Raw genomic sequence first — 18,698 nt, forward strand, 5'->3', positions numbered from 1 at the left:
CCACGCCGGGACGCGACCTGAAGGGCGCGCTGCTGGCCGCGGTGGCGCTGCTGCTGGCGTTGGATGCCATCGGGTCGGCTTGGCTGGGGCGCGGACGCAGGCGAGGGGCCATGGCGGCGGTCGCGCTTGTTTTGGCGACGCTGCCGGGCCCGCGGGCGCAGGCGCAGGACCTGGACCCCGATCTGATGCGGGCCGCGGCCGACGTGGCGCTGGCCTATGTCGTGACGGGCGACGCGCGGATCGATCAGGCTTCCGAACAGGGTCTGACCGGGCTGTCGCAGGCGCTGCGCAGCCGCACCTCGGTCGAGCCGGGACAGCCGATCGGGATCGATTTGGACCAGGACGACCTGTCGCTGCTGACGTTCCTGTATTGGCCCATCACCGATGCACAGCCCGCGCCCGGACCGCAGGCCTATCTGCGGCTGAACGCCTTTCTGCGGTCGGGGGGAATGATCCTGTTCGACACCCGCGACGGCGACATCGCGGGTGTCGGCGGCCCCGACATGTCGCAGGCGCTGCGCCGCCTGGCCGCGCCGCTGGACATCCCACCCCTGGCGCCCATTCCCGATGATCACGTGCTGACGCGGACATTCTACCTGCTGGACGACTTTCCAGGCCGCTGGCAGGGCAATCCGGTCTGGGCCGAGGCCCCGACCGTCTCGTCCCAGGCCGAGGCCGGCGTGCCGTTCCGCCAGCTGAACGACGGCGTCAGCCCGGTCATCATCGGCGGCAATTCCTGGGCCGAGGCCTGGGCGGTCAACGCCGACGGCTATGCCGCCTATCCCATCGGACAGGGCTGGGAGGGTGACCGCCAGAGAGAGATGGCGGCCCGGTTCGGCGTGAACCTGGTGATGTACGTGCTGACCGGAAACTACAAATCCGACCAGGTGCATGTGCCCGCCCTGCTGGACCGCCTGCGAACCGAGGAGATCCTGGCACCATGACATCCCTGACCCAGCTGCGGTTCGACCCGGCCCTGCCGTGGTGGGCCATCGGCATGCTGGCCGCGCTGGCGGTGCTGGTCGCGGCCTTCGCGCTGTGGCGCGGGCTGCGGGGCTGGGCATGGCGCGGCTTGGCGGGGCTGGCGGCTGCGCTGGCTCTGGCCGGGCCGGCGTTGGAACTGGGCACGCGTGCGGCCCTGTCCGACATCGTGATCCTGCTGGATGACCGCTCTGCCAGCCAGGCCCTGCCGGGGCGCGCCGCGCAGGTCGATCAGGCGGTGGACGACCTGTCCGCGGGCATCGCCGCATTGCCCGGCACCGACCTGCGTCGCGTGACCGTGGGCGACAGCGATGACGGCACGGCGCTGGCCACCGCCCTGTCGCGCGCCATCGCCGCTGAACCCGAGGCTCGGCTGGCCGGGGTGATCGCCGTCACCGATGGCCGCCTGCACGACCCGCAGATGCTGCCGCAGGGGATGGCGGCGCCGCTGCACGTGCTGCTGACCGGTCAGCCGCAGGACTGGGACCGCCGCCTGGTGATCGAGGAGGCCCCGGCCTTTGGCCTGATCGGGCAGGAGGTCACCATCCGCCTGCGCGTCGAGGATCAGGGCCTGGTCCCCGAGGCCAGCCGCACCGGCAGCGTCACCCTGCGACTGTCCGTGGACGGCGAGGACGAGCAGACCGTCGCCGTGCCCCTGAACACCAGCCTGTCCCTGCCGGTGACGCCCGGCCATGCCGGCCAGAACGTCGTGCAGATCGCGCTGGACGACGCACCCGGAGAGCTGACCGACCGCAACAATGCCGCCGCCATCAGCATCAACGGCGTGCGTGACCGCCTGCGTGTGCTGCTGGTATCCGGAGAGCCCCATGCGGGTGAGCGTACCTGGCGCAACCTGCTGAAATCGGACGCCGCGGTCGACCTGATCCATTTCACCATCCTGCGACCGCCCGACAAGTTCGACGGCGTCCCGGTGGACGAGCTGTCGCTGATCGCGTTTCCGACACGAGAGCTGTTCCTGGAACGGATCGATGATTTCGACCTGATCATCTTTGACCGCTATAGCGTGCGGGGCATTCTGCCGCCCGAATACTACATGAACATCGCCCGATACGTCGAGGAAGGCGGCGCGATCCTGGTGTCGGCCGGCCCCGAAATGGCGTCGGTCGAAAGCCTGAACCTGTCGCCTCTGGGGCCGATCCTGCCTGCGCGGCCCACCGGTCGCGTCATCGACCAGCCGTTCACGCCGCGCCTGACCGATGACGGGCGGCGCCATCCGGTGACCGCGGGCCTGGGCGGCCCCGATCCCGACGCTCCCGATTGGGGCCGCTGGCTGCGCCTGTCCGAGGTCACGCCCACAAGCGACGCCCAGGTCGCCATGACCGGGGCCGAGGACAAGCCGCTGCTGATCCTGGACCGGGTCGGAGAGGGGCGCGTCGCGTTGTTGACGTCGGACCAGGTCTGGCTGTGGGGGCGCGGGTTCGAGGGGGGCGGCCCGCAGCTGGAGTTGCTGCGCCGCATCGCCCACTGGTCGATGAAAGAGCCCGAGCTGGAGGAGGAAGCCCTGCTGGCGGATGTCCGCGACGGTCTGGCCGTCCGGTTCACCCGCCGCACGATGCAGGACAGTGCCGGGCCGCTGCAGGTCACCGCCCCCGACGGAAGCATCAGCCAGGTCCCGTTGGCCGCCGACGGGCCGGGCCGGTTCGTCGCGGACTGGACCGCGCCCGAACCCGGCCTGTACCGCCTTGCGGATGGCGACATGCGCCGCGTGCTGGCGCTTGGCCCCGCGGCGCCCCGCGAATTCGAGGAGACGGTGGCCGACGCGCCCCTGCTGACACCCTTGGTCGAGGCCAGCGGCGGTTCGGTCCAGCGCCTGTCGGACGGCGTGCCGGACCTGCGCCAGACGCGTGCGGGCCGGGCGGCCAGCGGCGATGGCTTGGGCGGCCCCTGGATCGGCGTCACCCCGCGCGATGCCGCGACCGTCACCGGCCTGGACCGCAGGCCGCTGCTGCCCGGATGGGCATGGCTGGCGCTGATCGCGGGGTTGATCCTGACCGGCTGGCTGGCCGAGGGGCGGCGCCGTCCCGCCTGACCCGCTTGCCATCCGGCCCCCCGGTTGGTAACCCCGACGAAACCGTCTCAAGGAACGCAAATGGCTGACGACACGCGCAATCCCGCCCCCTATACCGAGGCCGACCTGTCGCTGATCAAGCGGATCATCCCCCACCGCTATCCCTTCCTGTTCATCGACAAGGTGCGCGACATCGTCCCGTTCGAGAGTGCGGTGGGCATCAAGAACGTGACCAGCAACGAGCCGCATTTCCAGGGGCATTTCCCCAACCACCCGATCATGCCCGGCGTGACCATCATCGAGGCGATGGCCCAGACCGCGGCCGTCGTGGTGGGCATCAGCATGAACGTCATCGACGAGGAAATGCAGACCTATTTCATGGGCATCGACAACTGCAAGTTCCGCCGCATGGTCGTGCCGGGCGACGTTCTGGAACTGCATTGCCGCGCCATCCGCGGCGGCGGCAAGATCTGGAAGTTCGAGGGCAAGGCCATGGTCGACGGCCAGCTGTGCGCGTCGGCGGAATACACCGCGATGATGGCCCGTAAGGATGGCTGATGCCCTGATCCACCCTTCGGCCGTGATCGAACCCGGCGCCCAGATCGGCGCAGGGGTGCGCATCGGCCCGTTCTGCGTGGTCGGACCCAAGGTCCGGCTGGCGGACGGGGTGGAGCTGAAATCCCATGTCGTCGTGACCGGCGACACCTCGGTGGGCGAGGGGACGGTGATCTTTCCCTTCGCAAGCATCGGAGAGGTTCCCCAGGACCTGAAGTTCAAGGGCGAGGACGTCCGCCTGCAGATCGGCGCCCGCAACCGCATCCGCGAATACGTGACGATGAACCCCGGCACCGCCGGCGGCGGCAGCGTCACCACCGTGGGCGATGACGGGCTGTTCATGGCGTCCAGCCATGTGGGCCACGACTGCCGGATCGGCGACCGGGTGATCCTCGCCAACAGCGTGGCCATAGCGGGCCATTGCGTGCTGGAGGATGACGTGATCGTGGGCGGGTTGTCGGGCGTGCATCAATGGGTCCGCATCGGCCGCGGCGCGATGATCGGGGCGGTGACGATGGTGACTGCCGACGTGATCCCCTATGGCCTGGTCCAAGGACCGCGCGGGCACCTGGACGGCCTGAACCTGATCGGGCTGAAGCGTCGCGGCGCGACCCGGTCCGACATCACGGCGCTGCGGTCCCTGCTGGGCGACCTGGGTCGCGGATCCTTCCGCGATACGGCCCGTACGCGTGCCGAGGCGCAGGTGACCGGCATGGAGCGCGACGTGCTGGACTTCATCCTTGGGCCGTCCGACCGCAGCTTTCTGGCGCCCAAACCCGAATGAGCCGGATCGCCATCATTGCGGGGCAGGGCGCCCTGGCCCCGGCTGTTGCCGACTGCCTGGACGATCCGTTGGTCTTCGCCTTGCCGGGCTTTGCCCCGGACGGCCTGGCCGCCACGACGTTCCAGCTGGAACGTCTGGTACCGTTTCTGGATGATCTGCATGCCAAAGGGGTGACCCGCGTGGTCTTTGCCGGCGCGATCCGCCGGCCGCGGCTGGACCCCGAGGCGTTCGACCCGCGCACCGCGCAGCTTGTCCCCCGCATCCTGACCGCCATGCAGTCGGGCGATGACGCGGCGTTGCGAACAGTCCTCGACATTTTCGAAGAGAATGACCTTACGGTTTGTTCCGTCAGCGAAATTGCGCCTGATCTTATCCCGGAGGAAGGCATCCTGACCGGAGAGCCGACCGATGCTGACCGCAGGGACGCGGGCCGGGCCGCGCGGATTCTGGCCCAGACCGGGCCGCTGGATCTGGGTCAAGGGGCGGTCGTCGCGCAGGGCCTGTGTCTGGCATTGGAAACGCTGCCTGGCACTGCCGCGATGCTTGATTTCGCTGCGCGTCATGCCGAGCTGCGCCCCAATCCCAAAGGCGCCCGCGGTGTCCTCTACAAGGCGCCGAAGCCGGGACAGGATCTGCGCATCGACCTGCCGACCCTTGGGCCCGACACGGTGGATCAGGCCGTATCGGCGGGACTTGCCGGCATTGCCTGGGCGGGGGGACAGGTGATCCTGCTGGACCGCCCCGAAATGGTGCGCCGTGCACAGGCGGCGGGCCTGTTCCTGTGGGCGGCAGGCGGGCTGGACTGAAAAGGCTGGCCCTTTCGCGTCGGTCCCAATACCCATGACTTGGCAGTAACAAGGCGGCACGGCATGCGTTATTTCCTGATCGCGGGCGAGGCTTCGGGCGACCAGTTGGGCGCCGCGCTGATGGCGGGACTGCGGCAGCTTGATCCGCAGGCGGAGTTCCTGGGCGTCGGCGGCCCCGCGATGACACCCCTTGGCCTGACTAGCCTGTTCCCCATGGACGAGCTGTCGATCATGGGCATCTGGGAGGTCCTTCCGAAATACCGCCACCTGAAACGCCGCATCGCGCAGACCGCACAGGCGGTCATCGATGCCGCCCCCGACGTCCTGATCACCATCGACAGCCCCGATTTCGGCCTGCGCGTCGCACGTCTGGTCCGTGCGCAGCGTCCCGACCTGCGGACGGTGCATTACGTCGCGCCTTCGGTCTGGGCCTGGCGGCCGGGGCGGGCGCTGAAGATGGCGCAGGTGATCGATCACGTGCTGGCGATCCTGCCGTTCGAACCGCCGCTGATGCAGGCCGCGGGCATGACCTGCGATTTCGTGGGTCATCCCGTCGCCACCGCCGACGTGGCCGGCCCGGACGAGGCGCAGCTGTTCCGCAACGCCCATGGCATCGCGCCCGACGCGCCGGTGGTCCTGTGCCTGCCCGGTTCGCGCCGCGGAGAGGTCACCCGCCTTGGCCCGCGCTTCGACGAGGCGCTGATCCGCCTGCGGGACCGCGTGCCCGAGGTCCGCGTTGTCCTGCCGACGGTTCCGGGCGTGTCCGGGATGGTCCGCGACATGATCCGCCGCTGGCCCACAGCCCCCATCGTGATCGAGGAGCCGGATGAGAAGCGCGCCGCCTTTGCCGCCGCCGATCTGGCGCTGGCGGCGTCGGGGACCGTCAGCCTGGAACTGGCGGCCAACCGCATCCCGATGGTCATCGGCTATGACATGGCGCCGCTGTCGCGCCTGATCGTGGGGGCGCTGCTGCGCACCGACACCGTCACGCTGGTCAACCTGGTCAGCGAGACGCGCGCCGTGCCAGAGTTCCTTGGCAGCCGCTGCCAGCCGGGCCCCATGGCGCAGGCGCTGCAGGACGCGCTGGAGAACCGTGCAAAGCGGGGTGCCCAACTGGACGCCATGGACCTGACCATGGACCGCTTGGGCAAGGGGGGAGAGGCGCCGGGCCTGCGCGCGGCGCGCTCTGTCCTTCAGGCGATCACAGGACCGCGGTGACGATGATCTCGACCGCGTAGTCGGGGGTCGCCAGCGCGGATTCGCCGGTGGCGCGGGCGGGCGTGTGGCCCTGGGGCACCCAGGTATCCCAGACGGCGTTCATCTCGGCGAATTTCGCCATGTCGGCCATCCAGATCTGGGCAGAGACGATGCGGGTCTTGTCGGTCCCGGCCTGCGCCAGCAGCGCGTCGATCTGGTTCAGGATCGCGGTGGTCTGGTCCGTGACCGAGGTGCCCGGCTCTCCGACCTGGCCTGCCAGAAAGACGAAGCCGTTGGCGATGACCGCCTGGCTCATCCGCGGGCCGGTTTCCAGACGCTTGATATCGGTCATGATGCTCTCCTTTGGCGATATGCGCGCGGACGCTATACGGGGGGCGCGGGGGCGGCAAGGCGGGTTGCGGACGTTCCGGTTGCGTTCTATCCTGCGCCCATGTCCGACCTGTCCCCCTTGCCCGCCATGCCCGGCCAGCGCCTTGCGCGTGGCACTGGGCGGCTGCTGCGCAGCCTCGATCACGCGGTGCTGACCGAGTTCACCCCCGCCCGGGGCCTGCGCGTCGACCTGATCAGCCTTGGCTCTAAGGGAGAGCTTTGGGTCGTCGAATGCAAAAGCTGTCGCGCCGATTTTCAGGCCGACCGCAAGTGGCAGGGGTACCTTGACTGGTGCGACCGGTATTTCTGGGCGGTCGACTGCGACTTTCCGACCGATCTGCTGCCCGATGACACCGGCCTGATCCATGCCGATGCCTTCGGCGCCGAGATCACCCGCATGGCCCCCGAACATCGCCTGTCGGGTCCGCGCCGCACCAAGGTGCAGCGCGACTTTGCGCGGGCCGCAGCCCTGCGGTTGCAGGTGATGTGCGACCCGGGCGCGCTTATCGCCGGGGCTTCTTAGGCTTGCCGCCCTGTGCCATGGCGCGGGCGGCCTCGGCCGCGGCCATCAGCTCTTCGGCGATCTCGGTCGCCTCCTCGGGGTCGAAGTCCATCGGCAGGTCCACGCCCTCTCCCTGCACATAGATCCGCACCATCCCAAGGTCGGTCGGGCCGATCTGGATGTTCGCGGTGATGTCGCTTTCGCTGTTGATGCCCATGGCTTGTCCTTTTGCGGTGAAACTTTCTGTATCGCGGACGCAATTTCACGGCAAGCGGGGCTTGCAACCCTGCGGACACGGGGCTAAAGAACCGCCCTGTGCCGCCTTAGCTCAGTTGGTTAGAGCGCTAGATTGTGGATCTAGAGGTCCCCCGTTCAAGCCGGGGAGGCGGTACCACCTTTCCCCAGCATCCGGCCACTTTCTGCACTGCAGCATCTTGCGCAGCGCGTCCTGCGCGTGAGACCATGCGCGCCATTGCAACCGGGAGAGGGACGCCGCATGGGACTGCTGGGAATATTTCTGTCGCTGATACTACTGATGTATCTGGCCTATCGCGGGATCAACGTGCTGATCCTGGCGCCACTGCTGGCGCTACTGGCAGTTGTGATGTCCGGGGACCTGCCGATTCTGGCGACCTATACCCAAGTCTTCATGAATTCGCTTGGCGGCTATGTCATCACCTACTTCCCGCTGTTCCTGTTGGGCGCGATCTTCGGCAAGGTCATGGCCGACAGCGGTGCCGCGCGATCGATCGCGGAATGGATCGTCGACAGGCTGGGCGCTCAGCGCGCCGTGCTGGCGGTCGTCCTGTCCTGCGGCGTGCTGACCTTCGGCGGGGTGTCGCTGTTCGTGGTGGCCTTTGCCGTCTATCCCATCGCCAATGCGCTGTTCCGCCGCGCCGACATCCCCAAGCGCCTGCTGCCCGCGGCCATCGCGCTCGGGTCGTTCACCTTCACCATGACCGCATTCCCGGGCACGCCCGCGATCCAGAACGCCATTCCGATGCCGTTCTTCGGCACGAACGTGTTTGCGGCGCCGCTGCTGGGCACGTTGGCCGGGGTCATCATGCTGGCGGGCGGCACGATGTGGCTGAACCGCCGCGCCCGCGCCGCAGGAGCCGAGGGCTATGGCGATCACCCCGTCACTGCCGCAGACGCGACCCTGCCCGAGGATGCGGACCTGCCGCCCTTCGCGCTGGCGATCCTGCCTGTGGTGTCGGTGATCGTCCTGAACGCGGTCCTGACCTGGTTCGTCTTCCCGAACATGTCCGCGGACTATCTGGCTGAACCGCGCTATGGAGAGACGACCCTGTCCTCGGTCGCAGGCATCTGGGCGATCATCGTGTCGCTGGTCGCGTCGATCCTGCTGGCCGTCGGCCTGAACCTGCGCCGCTTTGCCAACCTGCGCGAGAGTGTCAATTCCGGCACGATGGGGTCGCTGCTGCCGATCTTCAACACCGCATCCGAAGTGGGCTATGGCGCGGTCATCGCATCCTTGCCGGCCTTCGCGCTGATCCGCGACGGGGTGCTGGGCCTGTTCCCGAACAACCCCGTGGCGTCGCTGTCTGTGGCGGTGAACGTGCTGGCGGGCATCACCGGGTCGGCCTCGGGCGGCATGTCGATCGCGCTGAACACGCTTGGCGAACAGTTCGCCACGATGGGCCAGGAACAGGGGATCAGCATGGAGCTGATGCACCGCGTCACGGCGCTGTCCTCGGGCGGGTTCGACGCGCTGCCGCATAACGGCGCGGTCATCACCCTGCTGGCCATCACCGGGCTGACGCACAGGAAAAGCTATCCCGACATCTTCGTGGTCGCGGTGCTGATCCCGGTCATCGCCCTGATCACGGTGATCGTGCTGGGGACCGTGCTCTAACGGTACCCCTGGGCCTGCAGCTCGAACAGTTCGCGATAGCGGCCGGGCCGGGCGACCAGCTCCGCATGGCTGCCTTGGTCCTGGACGCGTCCGCCCTCCAGCACGATGATCCGGTCGGCCATCCGCACCGATGAGAAGCGGTGAGAGATCAGCAGCGCCGTCCGCCCCTGCGTCAGGTCGCGGAACCGCAGAAAGACCTCGTATTCCGCCCGCGCGTCCAGTGCGGCGGTGGGTTCGTCCAGCACCAGCAGCTGCGCATCGCGCATATAGGCGCGCGCGATGGCCAGCTTCTGCCACTCGCCACCCGACAGGTCCAAGCCGCGGGCGAACCGCTTGCCGACCATCTGGTCATAGCCCTTGGGCAGCTTGGTGATGACCTGATCGGCCAGGGACCGTTCGGCCGCCGTCACGATGCGGGGGCGGTCGTCGCGCGCCTCGATCCGGCCGATGGCGATGTTCTCGGCCGCCGTCACCGCATAGCGCACGAAATCCTGAAAGATCACCCCCACGGTGGCGCGCAGCTGGTCCAGGTCATAGTCGCGCAGGTCGCGCCCATCCAGCGTGATGCGGCCTTCGTCCGGGTCATACAGACGCGCTAGCAGCTTGACGATGGTGGTCTTGCCCGCGCCGTTCTCTCCGACCAGGGCGACCGTCTCTCCGGCGCGCAGGTCCAGCGTCATGCCGCGGATCGCCCAATCGTCGCGGCCCGGATAGCGGAAGCCCACATTCTCGAAGCGGAACCCCTGCGCGATGGGCACCGGCACCGGCAGCGGATCGGCGGGGCTGGCGATGGCCGGGCGGGCGGTGAAGAAATCAAACAGGTCGTCCAGGTACATGGCCTGACCCGCCATGCTGGAGAACCCCGACAGCAGCCCCTCCAGCAAACCGCGCAGGCGCAGGAAGCTGCCCGACAGGAACGTCAGATCGCCGATCGACAGCTGCCCCGTCAGCGTGCGCGCGATGATCCACAGAAAGGCCGCGTAATAGGCCAGCGTGCCAAGCGCGGTCAGCACCGCCATCACCGACAGCTGGCGGCGCTGGATCACCCGGTTCTCCAGGTAGAACCGCCGGGCCAGGGTCAGATATCTGTCGCGCAGCCAAGGGCTTAGGCTGAAGATCTTAACCTCTTTCGCGGTCTCGGCCGTGGCTGCGATCATGCGCAGATAGTCGCGTTCGCGCCGGTCCGCCGCGCGGGCGTGGTTCAGCGCATAGGTGCGGGCGTTGAAATGCATCTCTCCCATCAGGGACGGGATCAGCGCCAGCGCGAGCAGCACCACCAGCCACGGGTTATAGACCACCAGACCCACGCCAAAGCTGATGACGGTGACGCTGTCCTGCATCTGCTGCATCAGCTGGTTCAGCAAGGGGATACGCCCCATCGTCTGGCGCCGCGCGCGGTCCAGGCGGTCCTGAAAGCTGGCATCCTCGAAGGAGGCCAGGTCCAGATCCGCCGCGTGGTCCATCAGCCGGATCGAGATGTCGATGACCAGCTTCTCCTGCAGCAGCGCGTCGACATAGGCGACCAGACGCCCCAGCACGTCCTGCGCGATCGCCAGCGCCAGTTCCAGCGCCACCAGCCCGATCAGCGGATGCGCCAGACCGCTTTCCCACCAGCCCGCCAGCGTGTCCGGACCACCCGCGGCCGACAGGGCCACGACCTGGTCGATGATCAGCTTGCCCACCCACAGCATCGCGACCGGCATCAGCGCCCGCATCAGGCGCAGCGCCACCATGGCCAACGTCAGCGCGGGGCTGGCCCGCCAGACCATTACCAGAAAGGGCGGGATGTTCTTCAGCGCCGCCCAACGCGCCGCATAATCGGGGGATGCGGGCGCGTCGGGCGGCATCTCAGGCGGCCTCGGTCCGGCGGGCGTGGGCGATCTCGGCCTCGGTCAGGGGGCCGGGGAAATGGCACGCGACCTGATGGTCGCCGACCGTCAGCTGCGGCACCGACGCCGCGCATTCAGCCTTCGCCCGCGGACAGCGCGTCCGGAACACGCAGCCCGAGGGCGGGTTCATGGGCGAGGGCAGGTCGCCCGCCAGCGGCACGATGGTCTTGGCGGTCTCGATCGTCGGATCGGGGACCGGCACGGCCGACAGCAGCGCCTGCGTATAGGGGTGCTGGGGGTTGGCATACAGCGCCTGCACCGGACCCATCTCCATCACCTTGCCCAGATACAGCACCATCACCCGGTCGCTGATATGTTTCACCACCGACAGGTCATGCGCAATGAAGATCAGCGCCAGTCCCAGATCCTTTTGCAGCCGGATCAGCAGGTTGATCACCTGTGCCTGGATCGACACGTCCAGCGCGGACACCGGCTCATCGCAGATGATCAGCTTGGGCTCAACGATCAGGGCGCGCGCGATGCCGATGCGCTGGCACTGGCCGCCGCTGAATTCATGGGGATAGCGGTTGATCTGGTTGGGCAGCAGCCCGACCTTTTCCATCATCGCCTTGACGCGCTCGCGCACCTGGGCGCGGGGCATGTCGGGACGGTGCGTGGTCAGGGGTTCGGCGATGATCTGGCCCACGGTCATGCGCGGGTTCAGGCTGGCCAGAGGGTCCTGGAACACCATCTGGATGTCCTGGCGATAGGCCATCATCTGCCGGGGTGTCAGCGCCAGAAGGTCCTTGCCGTCGATCCATTCAGCCTGTCCCGTGGCCGGGACCAGCCCGATCAGGGCGCGGGCCAAGGTCGATTTCCCGCAGCCGGATTCGCCCACCACGCCCAGGGTCTCTCCGGGCGCCAGGGCGAAATCGACGCCGTTCACGGCGCGCAGCGGGTTGGGTCGCGTCCAGGGCATCGCGCCCTCGGGGCGGATCTGGAAGGTCACGCGCAGGTCGCGCACGCTCAGAAAATCGCTCATGGCTTGGCCTCCGATCCGGGGGTCTGGGTGGCGCCGGCCGCACCGGCACCGGCGACGGCGCCCTCGGGCAGGTGGTCGTCCGGCGGCAGGGTGTCACCAGCGGCGACCAGGTCGGGCTGCGGGTCGTCGATCATGCGCCGGGACAGCACCTCTGCCACGGGGGCGTGGCAGGCGCGGGCGCGGCCGGGGGCAAAGACCTCCAGGGCTGGGTCGACGCTGGCGCAGCCTTCGCGGCGATAGGGGCAGCGCGGCTCGAACGCGCAGCCCGAGGGCGGGCGGCTCATGTTCGGGGGCTGGCCGGGGATGGCGCGCAGGTCCTCATCGTCCTGATCGACACGCGGGATCGCGTCCAGAAGGCCCTGGGTATAGGGATGCGTGGGTTCGGCAAAGATCGGGCGCACCGGCCCGGTTTCCCGGATGCGGCCGCCATACATGACCGCGACCCGTTCGCATGACCCCGCGACCACGCCCAGATCATGGGTGATCAGGATCATCGCCATGCCGAAATCGCGTTGCAGGTCCGACAGCAGGGCCATGATCTGCGCCTGCACCGTCACGTCCAGCGCGGTCGTGGGTTCGTCCGCGATCAAAAGCTTGGGTCGGCACAGCAGCGCCATGGCGATCATCACCCGCTGCCGCATGCCGCCCGAAAATTCGTGCGGATAAAGCCGCACGCGCCCCTTGGCGTCGGGGATCTTGACGGCGTCCAGCATCTGCACGGCCTGCGCGACGGCATCGCGTTTCGACAGGCCCTTGTGCAGCGTCAGCACCTCGGCCATCTGGTCGGCCACCCGCATATAGGGGTTCAGGGAGGTCATCGGGTCCTGAAAGATCATCGCGATCTGTTCGGCCCGGATGCGGTTCAGCACCTTGGGCGGGGCGTTCAGGATCTGCTGCCCGTCGAACAGGACGCTGCCCGAGGCGCGGCCGTTGCGCGCCAGCAGCCCCATGATCGCGAAGGACAGCTGCGACTTGCCGCTGCCGGATTCGCCTACGATGCCCAGGGTTTCGCCCGCATCGACGGACAGGGTCACGTCGTTGACGGCCCGCACCTCGGCATCGTTGGTCTGGAAGCGGACCGAAAGGTCGCGCAATTCGAGAAGGGCCATCTCAGCGCTCCTTTGGGTCGAGGGCATCGCGCAGGCCGTCGCCCACGAAGAAGAAGCCGAACAGGGTGATCACGAAGAAGAACAGCGGAAAGGCCAGCTGCCACAACGTGCCATAGTTCATCGTCCCGGCCCCTTCCGAGATCAACGCCCCCCAGCTGGTCAGGGGTTCCTGCACGCCCAGACCAAGGAAGCTGATGAAGCTTTCCGTCAGGATCATCAGCGGCACCAGCAGAGTCGCATAGACCGCCACCACGCCCAGCAGGTTCGGCACGATATGGCGGACGATGATGCGGAAGGACGACACGCCGGTGGCGCGCGCGGCCTCGATGAATTCTCGGTTCTTGAGGCTAAGGGTCTGACCGCGAACGATTCGGCTCATGTCCAGCCAGGAGATCAGGCCGATGCCCAGGAACAGCATCGACATCGACCGCCCGAACATGACCAGCAGCAGGATCAGCACGAACATGTAGGGGATCGACATCAGGATATCGACCGTCCGCATCATGATCTGGTCGGTGCGCCCGCCGACATATCCCGCCGTCGCGCCATAGAGCGTGCCGACGATGACGGCGATGGCAGCACCCACGACACCGACCATCAGGCTGATGCGCGTGCCCTGCACGACGCGGGCATAGAGGTCGCGGCCCAGGTTGTCGGTGCCGAAGAAGTGCCCGTTTTCCATGGACGGCTGACCCATCTGGGCGACCTGACCCATGACGCTGAAATCCAGCTCCTCGTTCGACCATTGGGCGAGATAGCCGCCGAAGATCGCGAACAGTGACACCAGCACCAGGATCGTCAGGCCCAGCATCGCGGCCTTGTTGCGGAAGAAGCGGCGGCGCGCGTCGGCCCAGGGGCTGCGGCCGCGGACCTCTGCCTCGACGAAGCGGTCGGACAGGGACTGCATCTTGGATTGATCGATGACCATGACCTAGTACCTGATCTTGGGGTCGATCCATGCGTAGAGCACGTCGACGATGAGGTTGAAGAGGATGGTCAGCGCGCCCACCAGGATGGTGACGCCCATCATCACGGCATAATCGCGGTTCAGCGCGCTATCGACGAAGGCCTTGCCGATGCCGCCGGTCGAGAAATAGATGTCGATCACCACCGACCCGGTGATCATCGACACGAAGACCGGCCCCAGATAGCTGATCACCGGCAGCATCGCGGGTTTCAGCGCGTGGCGGATGATAACGCGGTGTTCGGGCATCCCCTTGGCCCGCGCCGTGCGGATGTGGTTCGAGCCCAGCACCTCCAGCATCGACGACCGGGTGATCCGCGCGATCGACGCCATGTAGCTGGTCGACAGCGCGATCACCGGCATGATCCAGAAGCTGGGATTGCTGAAGCTCCAGCCGCCGCCCGGCAGCAGCCCGTACCACAGGGTCAGGACCAGCACCAAAAGCGGTGCCATCACGAAGTTCGGCAGCACCTGCGCGCCGATTGAGACACCGACGGCCAGATAGTCGACCCAGCTGTTGTGCCAGATCGCCGCCACCACCCCCAGGGCCACGCCCACGACGACGGCGGCCACGAAGGACAGCCCGCCATAGGTCAGCGTCACCGGGAATCCGCTGGCGATCAGCTGGTTCACGGTGCGGTCGGGATAGACGAAGCTGGGACCGAAGTCGAAATGCACGACCACGTTGACCAGATAGTTCCAGATCTGCAGCCACAGTGGGTCGTTCAGACCGTACTGCGCCTCCAGGTTGGCAAGGACGGCCGGGGGCAGGGCGCGTTCGCCCGTGAAAGGTCCGCCCGGCGCGATCTGCATCAGGACGAAGGAGAAGACGATCAGCAGAAGCAGCGTGGGTATCGCCACCGCCAGCCGTCGCAGGATGAATGCGAACATCGCGTGGGGCCTTCCCTGCGGGATGGTTGAAAAATGACAGGGCCGGGGCGGTCGTGCCGCCCCGGCCCCCGGTCAGGATGGCTGCTTATTCCGCGACGCGGTACAGGTCCTTGGCGTACCAGGTGTTCAGCAGGTTCTCGCGCGGCAGGCCCTTGATGGCCGGGTTGATCATGTCGACCTTGGCATAGTGATAGACGAAGACCGCCGGGTTCTCATCGGCCAGGATCTCCTCGGCGCGCTGATAGAGGGGCGTGGTGTCCTCTGCCGTGCGGGCCTCGACCAGCAGCTTGTCGTATTCCTCGTTCGACCACTTGCCGCTGTTGTAGCCGTCGGTGCGGAACCAGTCCAGGAAGGTCGTCGCCTCGTTGTAGTCGGCGCACCAGGCATAGCGTGCGATCTCGAAGTCCTGGTTCTGCAGGCGGTCGGTGTGGACGGCCCATTCGACGTTGTTCAGCTCGATCTCGATGCCAAGGGGGCGCCAAAACTGCTGGGCCGCGATGGCCAGCAGGCGGTGGCTGTCGTCGGTGTTGTACTGCAGCTGCAGGCGCACCGGGTTGTCGGGACCGTAACCGGCCTCGGCCAGCAGCTCGGCGGCGCGGGCCATGCGATCTTCCTGCGACATGTCCTTCATGCCGCCCTCGGGCGCGGCAAAGCCGTTGATGGCCCAGTGCGTCCAAGTATAGGCGGGCTCCTGTCCGCCCTGCAGGACCTGATCCACGATGACCTCGCGGTTCAGCGACAGGGCCAGTGCCTCGCGGACACGTTCGTCCTTCAGCGCCTCGGGGCCCTTCTCCGACAGGTTGAACACATAGGCGTAAGAGCAGCCGTAGGGCACAGACACGGCTTCTTCGGGGGACGCCTCGGACAGGCGCGGATACTGGCCGGCGGGGATCTGGACGCGGTCCAGCTCTCCGGCCTGATAGCGGGTCAGGGCCACGTTGTTGTCGTTGACGGTCACGCCGCGCACGGTCTGCATCACGACGTTCTCGGCATCCCAGTATTCCGGGTTCTTCTCGAAGACAATCTCGACGCCCAGGTTGTGGCTGGCCAGGGTATAGGCCCCGTTGCCGACCAGGTTGGCGGGCTGCACCCAAGCATCGCCATGCTCCTCGACCACCGCGCGGGGCACGGGATAGGTCGTGGTGTGCGACAGGGTGTTCAGGAAATAGGGGGTGGGCGTGGTCAGCGTGACCTGCAGCGTCTTGTCGTCCAGCGCGACGACGCCCAGCTGGTCGGGCTCCATCTCGCCCGCGATGATCTGCGTGGCGTTCTGCAGGTTCATCAGCTCCATGTACCAGGCGTATTCCGACGCGGTCTCGGGCGTGACGACGCGCTGCCAGGCATAGACGAAGTCGTCCGCCGTCACCGGGTCGCCGTTCGACCACTTGGCGTCGCGCAGCGTGAACGTGTAGGTCAGGCCGTCCTCGGACATCTCGTGGCTTTCGGCGACGCCGGGGATCATGTTGCCCGCGGCATCCTCGATCATCAAGCCCTCGAACAGCGAGCGCAGCGCGTCCGAACCCTCGACGTCGGTGTTCTTGGCCGGGTCAAGCGACTTGATCGCGTCCAGCAGCCAATAGGTATAGGTCTGGTTCTCGGCCAGGGTCTCGCCTTCGGCAGGCTGCACGGCCCAAGCGGGCATCGCCAGCGCGGTCAGCAGGGCGGTCGTCGCGAAAAGCTTGGTCATCCCAACTCCTCCAAGTTGTCTGTCGGTGTCGTGTCGCACCGGAATGGCGCGAGGTTTAGTGAAAGCACGGGTGTGGGCAAGCGGCGTTTCGCGCTTTCCAACCCGACCGCCCTGTGGAAAACAGGCCCGCATGACGCAACGGGGACATATCACGCTGGTGACGGGCGGCGCGCGGTCAGGCAAGTCGGCCCTGGCCGAACGGCTGGTCCTGCGCCATGCGATGCCGCGCATCTATATCGCCACGGCCCAGGCCCGCGACGCCGAGATGGGTGAAAGAATCAAGGCGCATCAACAGGATCGCGGACAGGGTTGGCGCACCATTGAAGAACCGCTGGATCTGGCCGGCACGCTGCGCGCGACCGACGGTCAGGGCGTGCGCCTTGTGGATTGCCTGACGCTGTGGATGTCGAACTGCATGGGTTCGGCGGATATCGGCGCATTGACGGTGACGTTACGTCAGCAATGCTGTCCTGTCGTGCTGGTCAGCAACGAATTGGGGCAGGGGATCGTGCCGGACAACGCCCTGGCCCGCCGGTTCCGTGACGATCACGGCCGGATGAACCAAGCGGTGGCGGCGCTGGCCGACCAGGTCTGGATGGCCGTCAGCGGCATGCCCCTGCGCCTGAAACCCATGGCAGAGAACCCCGATGACCCGATTTGACCAGACCGCCGCCGACCGTGCCGCCGCGCGCCAGGCCACGCTGACGAAACCCGCCGGATCGCTTGGTCGGCTGGAGGCGCTGGCCGTGTTCATGGCAGGCTGGCAGGGGACCGACCGCCCCACGCTGGACCGCGCGCAGGCGCTGGTCTTTGCGGGCAATCACGGGATCACGGTGCAGGGCGTCACGCCCTTTCCACCCGCGGTGACGGCGGCGATGGTCGCGAACTTTCGTGAAGGCGGCGCGGCGATCAATCAGCTGTGCCGTGTGGCGGGGGCCGATCTGGGAATCGTCGCGCTGGATCTGGACCGGCCCACGTCCGATTTCACCCAAGGCCCCGCGATGACGTCGGCCGAGGTCGATGATGCGATGGCGCAGGGTGCCGCCGCCGTCGATCCCACCGTCCAGGTCCTGCTGCTGGGAGAGATGGGGATCGGCAATTCCACCACCTCGGCCGCACTGGCGGCGGCGACCTTTGGCGGTCGGGCCGAGGACTGGGTCGGCCCCGGCACCGGCGCGCAGGGCGCGATGCTGGCCGCCAAGGTCCGCGTCGTGACGGAAGGGCTGGCCCGCCACGCCGTGACCGGCACCCACGACACGCTGGCCGCGTTCGGCGGTCGCGAACAGGCGGCCATCTGCGGCGCGGTACGCCGTGCACGGGACCTGCGCATTCCGGTGATCCTGGACGGGTTCATCTGCACCGCCGCTGCCGCCGTGCTGACCCGCGATGATCCCGACGCGCTGGCCCATTGCCTGATCGGCCATGAAAGCGCCGAACCGGGGCACCGACGCCTGATCGCGTCGCTGGCGATGCAGCCCGTCCTGTCGCTGGACATGCGCTTGGGCGAGGGGTCCGGCGCCGCCGTGGCCCTTCTGGTGCTGCGCGCCGCGCTGGAATGCCACAACGGCATGGCGACCTTTGCCGAGGCCGGGATTGTCTAGGTCGCACCAGATCGTCCTGGCGCTGGTCTTCCTGACACGGCTGCCGCTTGGGCGCCTGCTGCCGCCCGAGGTTCTGCCGCTGTCCCGCGCGGCCTGGGCCTTTCCGCTGGCGGGGGCTGTGCTGGGACTGCTGGCCGGGGTGCCCCTGTGGATCATGGGGACGGGCCTGCTGCCGGCGGCGCTGTCCGTTGCCCTGACCGTCTGGCTGACCGGTGCGCTGCACGAGGATGCGCTGGCCGATTTCGCCGATGCGGGCGGCGGACGGGACCGCGCCGACCGGCTGAGGATCATGCGCGAATCGACCATCGGCAGCTATGGCGCCGCCGCGCTGGTGTCGACGGGCGTGATCCGCGTGGCGGCGCTGGCGGCGCTTGGACCGCTGGCGCTGATCGCGGCGGCCGCGGCGGGGCGGGTGGCACCGGTGATGCTGATGCGTGCTCTGCCGCCGGCGCGGACCG

General features: G+C 67.7%; 19 protein-coding genes and 1 tRNA gene. 12 read left to right on the plus strand and 8 right to left on the minus strand.

The window, feature by feature from the left end; all coding sequences use genetic code 11:
• The 6 genes from FHD68_RS11710 to lpxB all read left to right on the plus strand — a co-directional run.
• The coding region (locus FHD68_RS11710; RefSeq protein WP_139085778.1) for a DUF4159 domain-containing protein at positions 1-944 on the plus strand (944 nt) is incomplete at its 5' end.
• Positions 941-3,031: a hypothetical protein gene (locus FHD68_RS11715; RefSeq protein WP_164871431.1), complete on the plus strand. Its 2,091-nt coding sequence runs from the start codon at positions 941-943 to the stop codon at positions 3,029-3,031. The genes FHD68_RS11710 and FHD68_RS11715, both read left to right, overlap by 4 nt.
• Positions 3,032-3,091: 60 nt before the next feature.
• Positions 3,092-3,568, plus strand: coding sequence for a 3-hydroxyacyl-ACP dehydratase FabZ (gene fabZ, locus FHD68_RS11720; protein WP_045981419.1), 477 nt, complete (start codon positions 3,092-3,094; stop codon positions 3,566-3,568).
• The gene (gene lpxA / locus FHD68_RS11725) at positions 3,561-4,349 is read left to right on the plus strand and encodes an acyl-ACP--UDP-N-acetylglucosamine O-acyltransferase (protein WP_127898479.1); all 789 of its coding nucleotides are present in this window, start codon (positions 3,561-3,563) and stop codon (positions 4,347-4,349) included. Before fabZ ends, lpxA begins: the two co-directional genes overlap by 8 nt.
• Positions 4,346-5,155, plus strand: a complete 810-nt coding sequence (locus tag FHD68_RS11730) for an LpxI family protein (RefSeq protein WP_127898478.1) — start codon at positions 4,346-4,348, stop codon at positions 5,153-5,155. Before lpxA ends, FHD68_RS11730 begins: the two co-directional genes overlap by 4 nt.
• A 63-nt stretch (positions 5,156-5,218) precedes the next feature.
• Entirely contained in the window at positions 5,219-6,373 is a 1,155-nt protein-coding gene (lpxB, locus tag FHD68_RS11735) for a lipid-A-disaccharide synthase (RefSeq protein WP_127898477.1), read from the plus strand.
• Here lpxB and FHD68_RS11740 read toward each other — a convergent pair.
• Positions 6,357-6,704 (minus strand): RidA family protein, encoded by a 348-nt coding sequence (locus FHD68_RS11740; protein ID WP_127898476.1) that lies wholly within the window; start codon positions 6,702-6,704, stop codon positions 6,357-6,359. The two genes, lpxB and FHD68_RS11740, sit on opposite strands and share 17 nt — an antisense overlap.
• A gap of 99 nt (positions 6,705-6,803) precedes the next feature.
• Between FHD68_RS11740 and FHD68_RS11745 the strand changes: the two genes are divergently transcribed.
• Positions 6,804-7,265, plus strand: coding sequence for an MmcB family DNA repair protein (locus FHD68_RS11745; protein ID WP_127898475.1), 462 nt, complete (start codon positions 6,804-6,806; stop codon positions 7,263-7,265).
• Here the strand turns inward: FHD68_RS11745 and FHD68_RS11750 are convergent.
• On the minus strand, positions 7,246-7,461 hold the full coding sequence (locus FHD68_RS11750) for a DUF6324 family protein (protein WP_045999198.1): 216 nt from the start codon (positions 7,459-7,461) through the stop codon (positions 7,246-7,248). The two genes, FHD68_RS11745 and FHD68_RS11750, sit on opposite strands and share 20 nt — an antisense overlap.
• Positions 7,462-7,561: 100 nt before the next feature.
• Between FHD68_RS11750 and FHD68_RS11755 the strand changes: the two genes are divergently transcribed.
• Both FHD68_RS11755 and FHD68_RS11760 read left to right on the plus strand, forming a co-directional pair.
• Positions 7,562-7,638: transfer RNA gene (locus FHD68_RS11755), tRNA-His, on the plus strand.
• A 102-nt stretch (positions 7,639-7,740) separates the two neighbouring features.
• Positions 7,741-9,117 carry a GntP family permease gene (locus FHD68_RS11760; RefSeq protein ID WP_139085780.1) on the plus strand — a complete coding sequence of 459 codons (1,377 nt, stop codon included), beginning with the start codon at positions 7,741-7,743 and terminating at the stop codon, positions 9,115-9,117.
• Here FHD68_RS11760 and FHD68_RS11765 read toward each other — a convergent pair.
• From FHD68_RS11765 to FHD68_RS11790, 6 genes are all read right to left on the minus strand, one after another.
• On the minus strand, positions 9,114-10,964 hold the full coding sequence (locus FHD68_RS11765; protein ID WP_127898462.1) for an ABC transporter ATP-binding protein: 1,851 nt from the start codon (positions 10,962-10,964) through the stop codon (positions 9,114-9,116). The genes FHD68_RS11760 and FHD68_RS11765 overlap by 4 nt on opposite strands.
• 1 nt (position 10,965) lies before the next feature.
• Entirely contained in the window at positions 10,966-11,988 is a 1,023-nt protein-coding gene (locus tag FHD68_RS11770) for an oligopeptide/dipeptide ABC transporter ATP-binding protein (protein WP_127898461.1), read from the minus strand.
• Positions 11,985-13,097, minus strand: a complete 1,113-nt coding sequence (locus tag FHD68_RS11775) for an oligopeptide/dipeptide ABC transporter ATP-binding protein (RefSeq protein ID WP_240542401.1) — start codon at positions 13,095-13,097, stop codon at positions 11,985-11,987. The genes FHD68_RS11770 and FHD68_RS11775 overlap by 4 nt, the downstream gene beginning before the upstream one ends.
• Before the next feature lies 1 nt (position 13,098).
• On the minus strand, positions 13,099-14,025 hold the full coding sequence (locus FHD68_RS11780) for an ABC transporter permease subunit (RefSeq protein WP_240542400.1): 927 nt from the start codon (positions 14,023-14,025) through the stop codon (positions 13,099-13,101).
• 3 nt (positions 14,026-14,028) lie between these two features.
• A complete protein-coding gene (gene oppB, locus FHD68_RS11785; RefSeq protein ID WP_045981409.1) occupies positions 14,029-14,952 on the minus strand; it encodes an oligopeptide ABC transporter permease OppB in 924 nt (307 codons plus the stop codon).
• Between the two features lie 85 nt (positions 14,953-15,037).
• Positions 15,038-16,639, minus strand: a complete 1,602-nt coding sequence (locus tag FHD68_RS11790) for a peptide ABC transporter substrate-binding protein (RefSeq protein ID WP_045981408.1) — start codon at positions 16,637-16,639, stop codon at positions 15,038-15,040.
• 130 nt (positions 16,640-16,769) lie between these two features.
• Here FHD68_RS11790 and cobU point away from each other — a divergent pair, with 130 nt between their 5' ends.
• The 3 genes from cobU to FHD68_RS11805 form a co-directional block, all read left to right on the plus strand.
• Positions 16,770-17,300: a bifunctional adenosylcobinamide kinase/adenosylcobinamide-phosphate guanylyltransferase gene (gene cobU / locus FHD68_RS11795; RefSeq protein ID WP_045981407.1), complete on the plus strand. Its 531-nt coding sequence runs from the start codon at positions 16,770-16,772 to the stop codon at positions 17,298-17,300.
• A complete protein-coding gene (gene cobT / locus FHD68_RS11800) occupies positions 17,287-18,240 on the plus strand; it encodes a nicotinate-nucleotide--dimethylbenzimidazole phosphoribosyltransferase (protein WP_127898459.1) in 954 nt (317 codons plus the stop codon). The genes cobU and cobT overlap by 14 nt, the downstream gene beginning before the upstream one ends.
• Positions 18,233-18,698 (plus strand): adenosylcobinamide-GDP ribazoletransferase (locus FHD68_RS11805; protein WP_208863766.1); only part of this gene is annotated, 466 nt, incomplete at its 3' end. The genes cobT and FHD68_RS11805, both read left to right, overlap by 8 nt.

The sequence above is a fragment of the Paracoccus marcusii genome, assembly GCF_006151785.1.
Classification (GTDB): Bacteria; Pseudomonadota; Alphaproteobacteria; order Rhodobacterales; family Rhodobacteraceae; genus Paracoccus; species Paracoccus marcusii.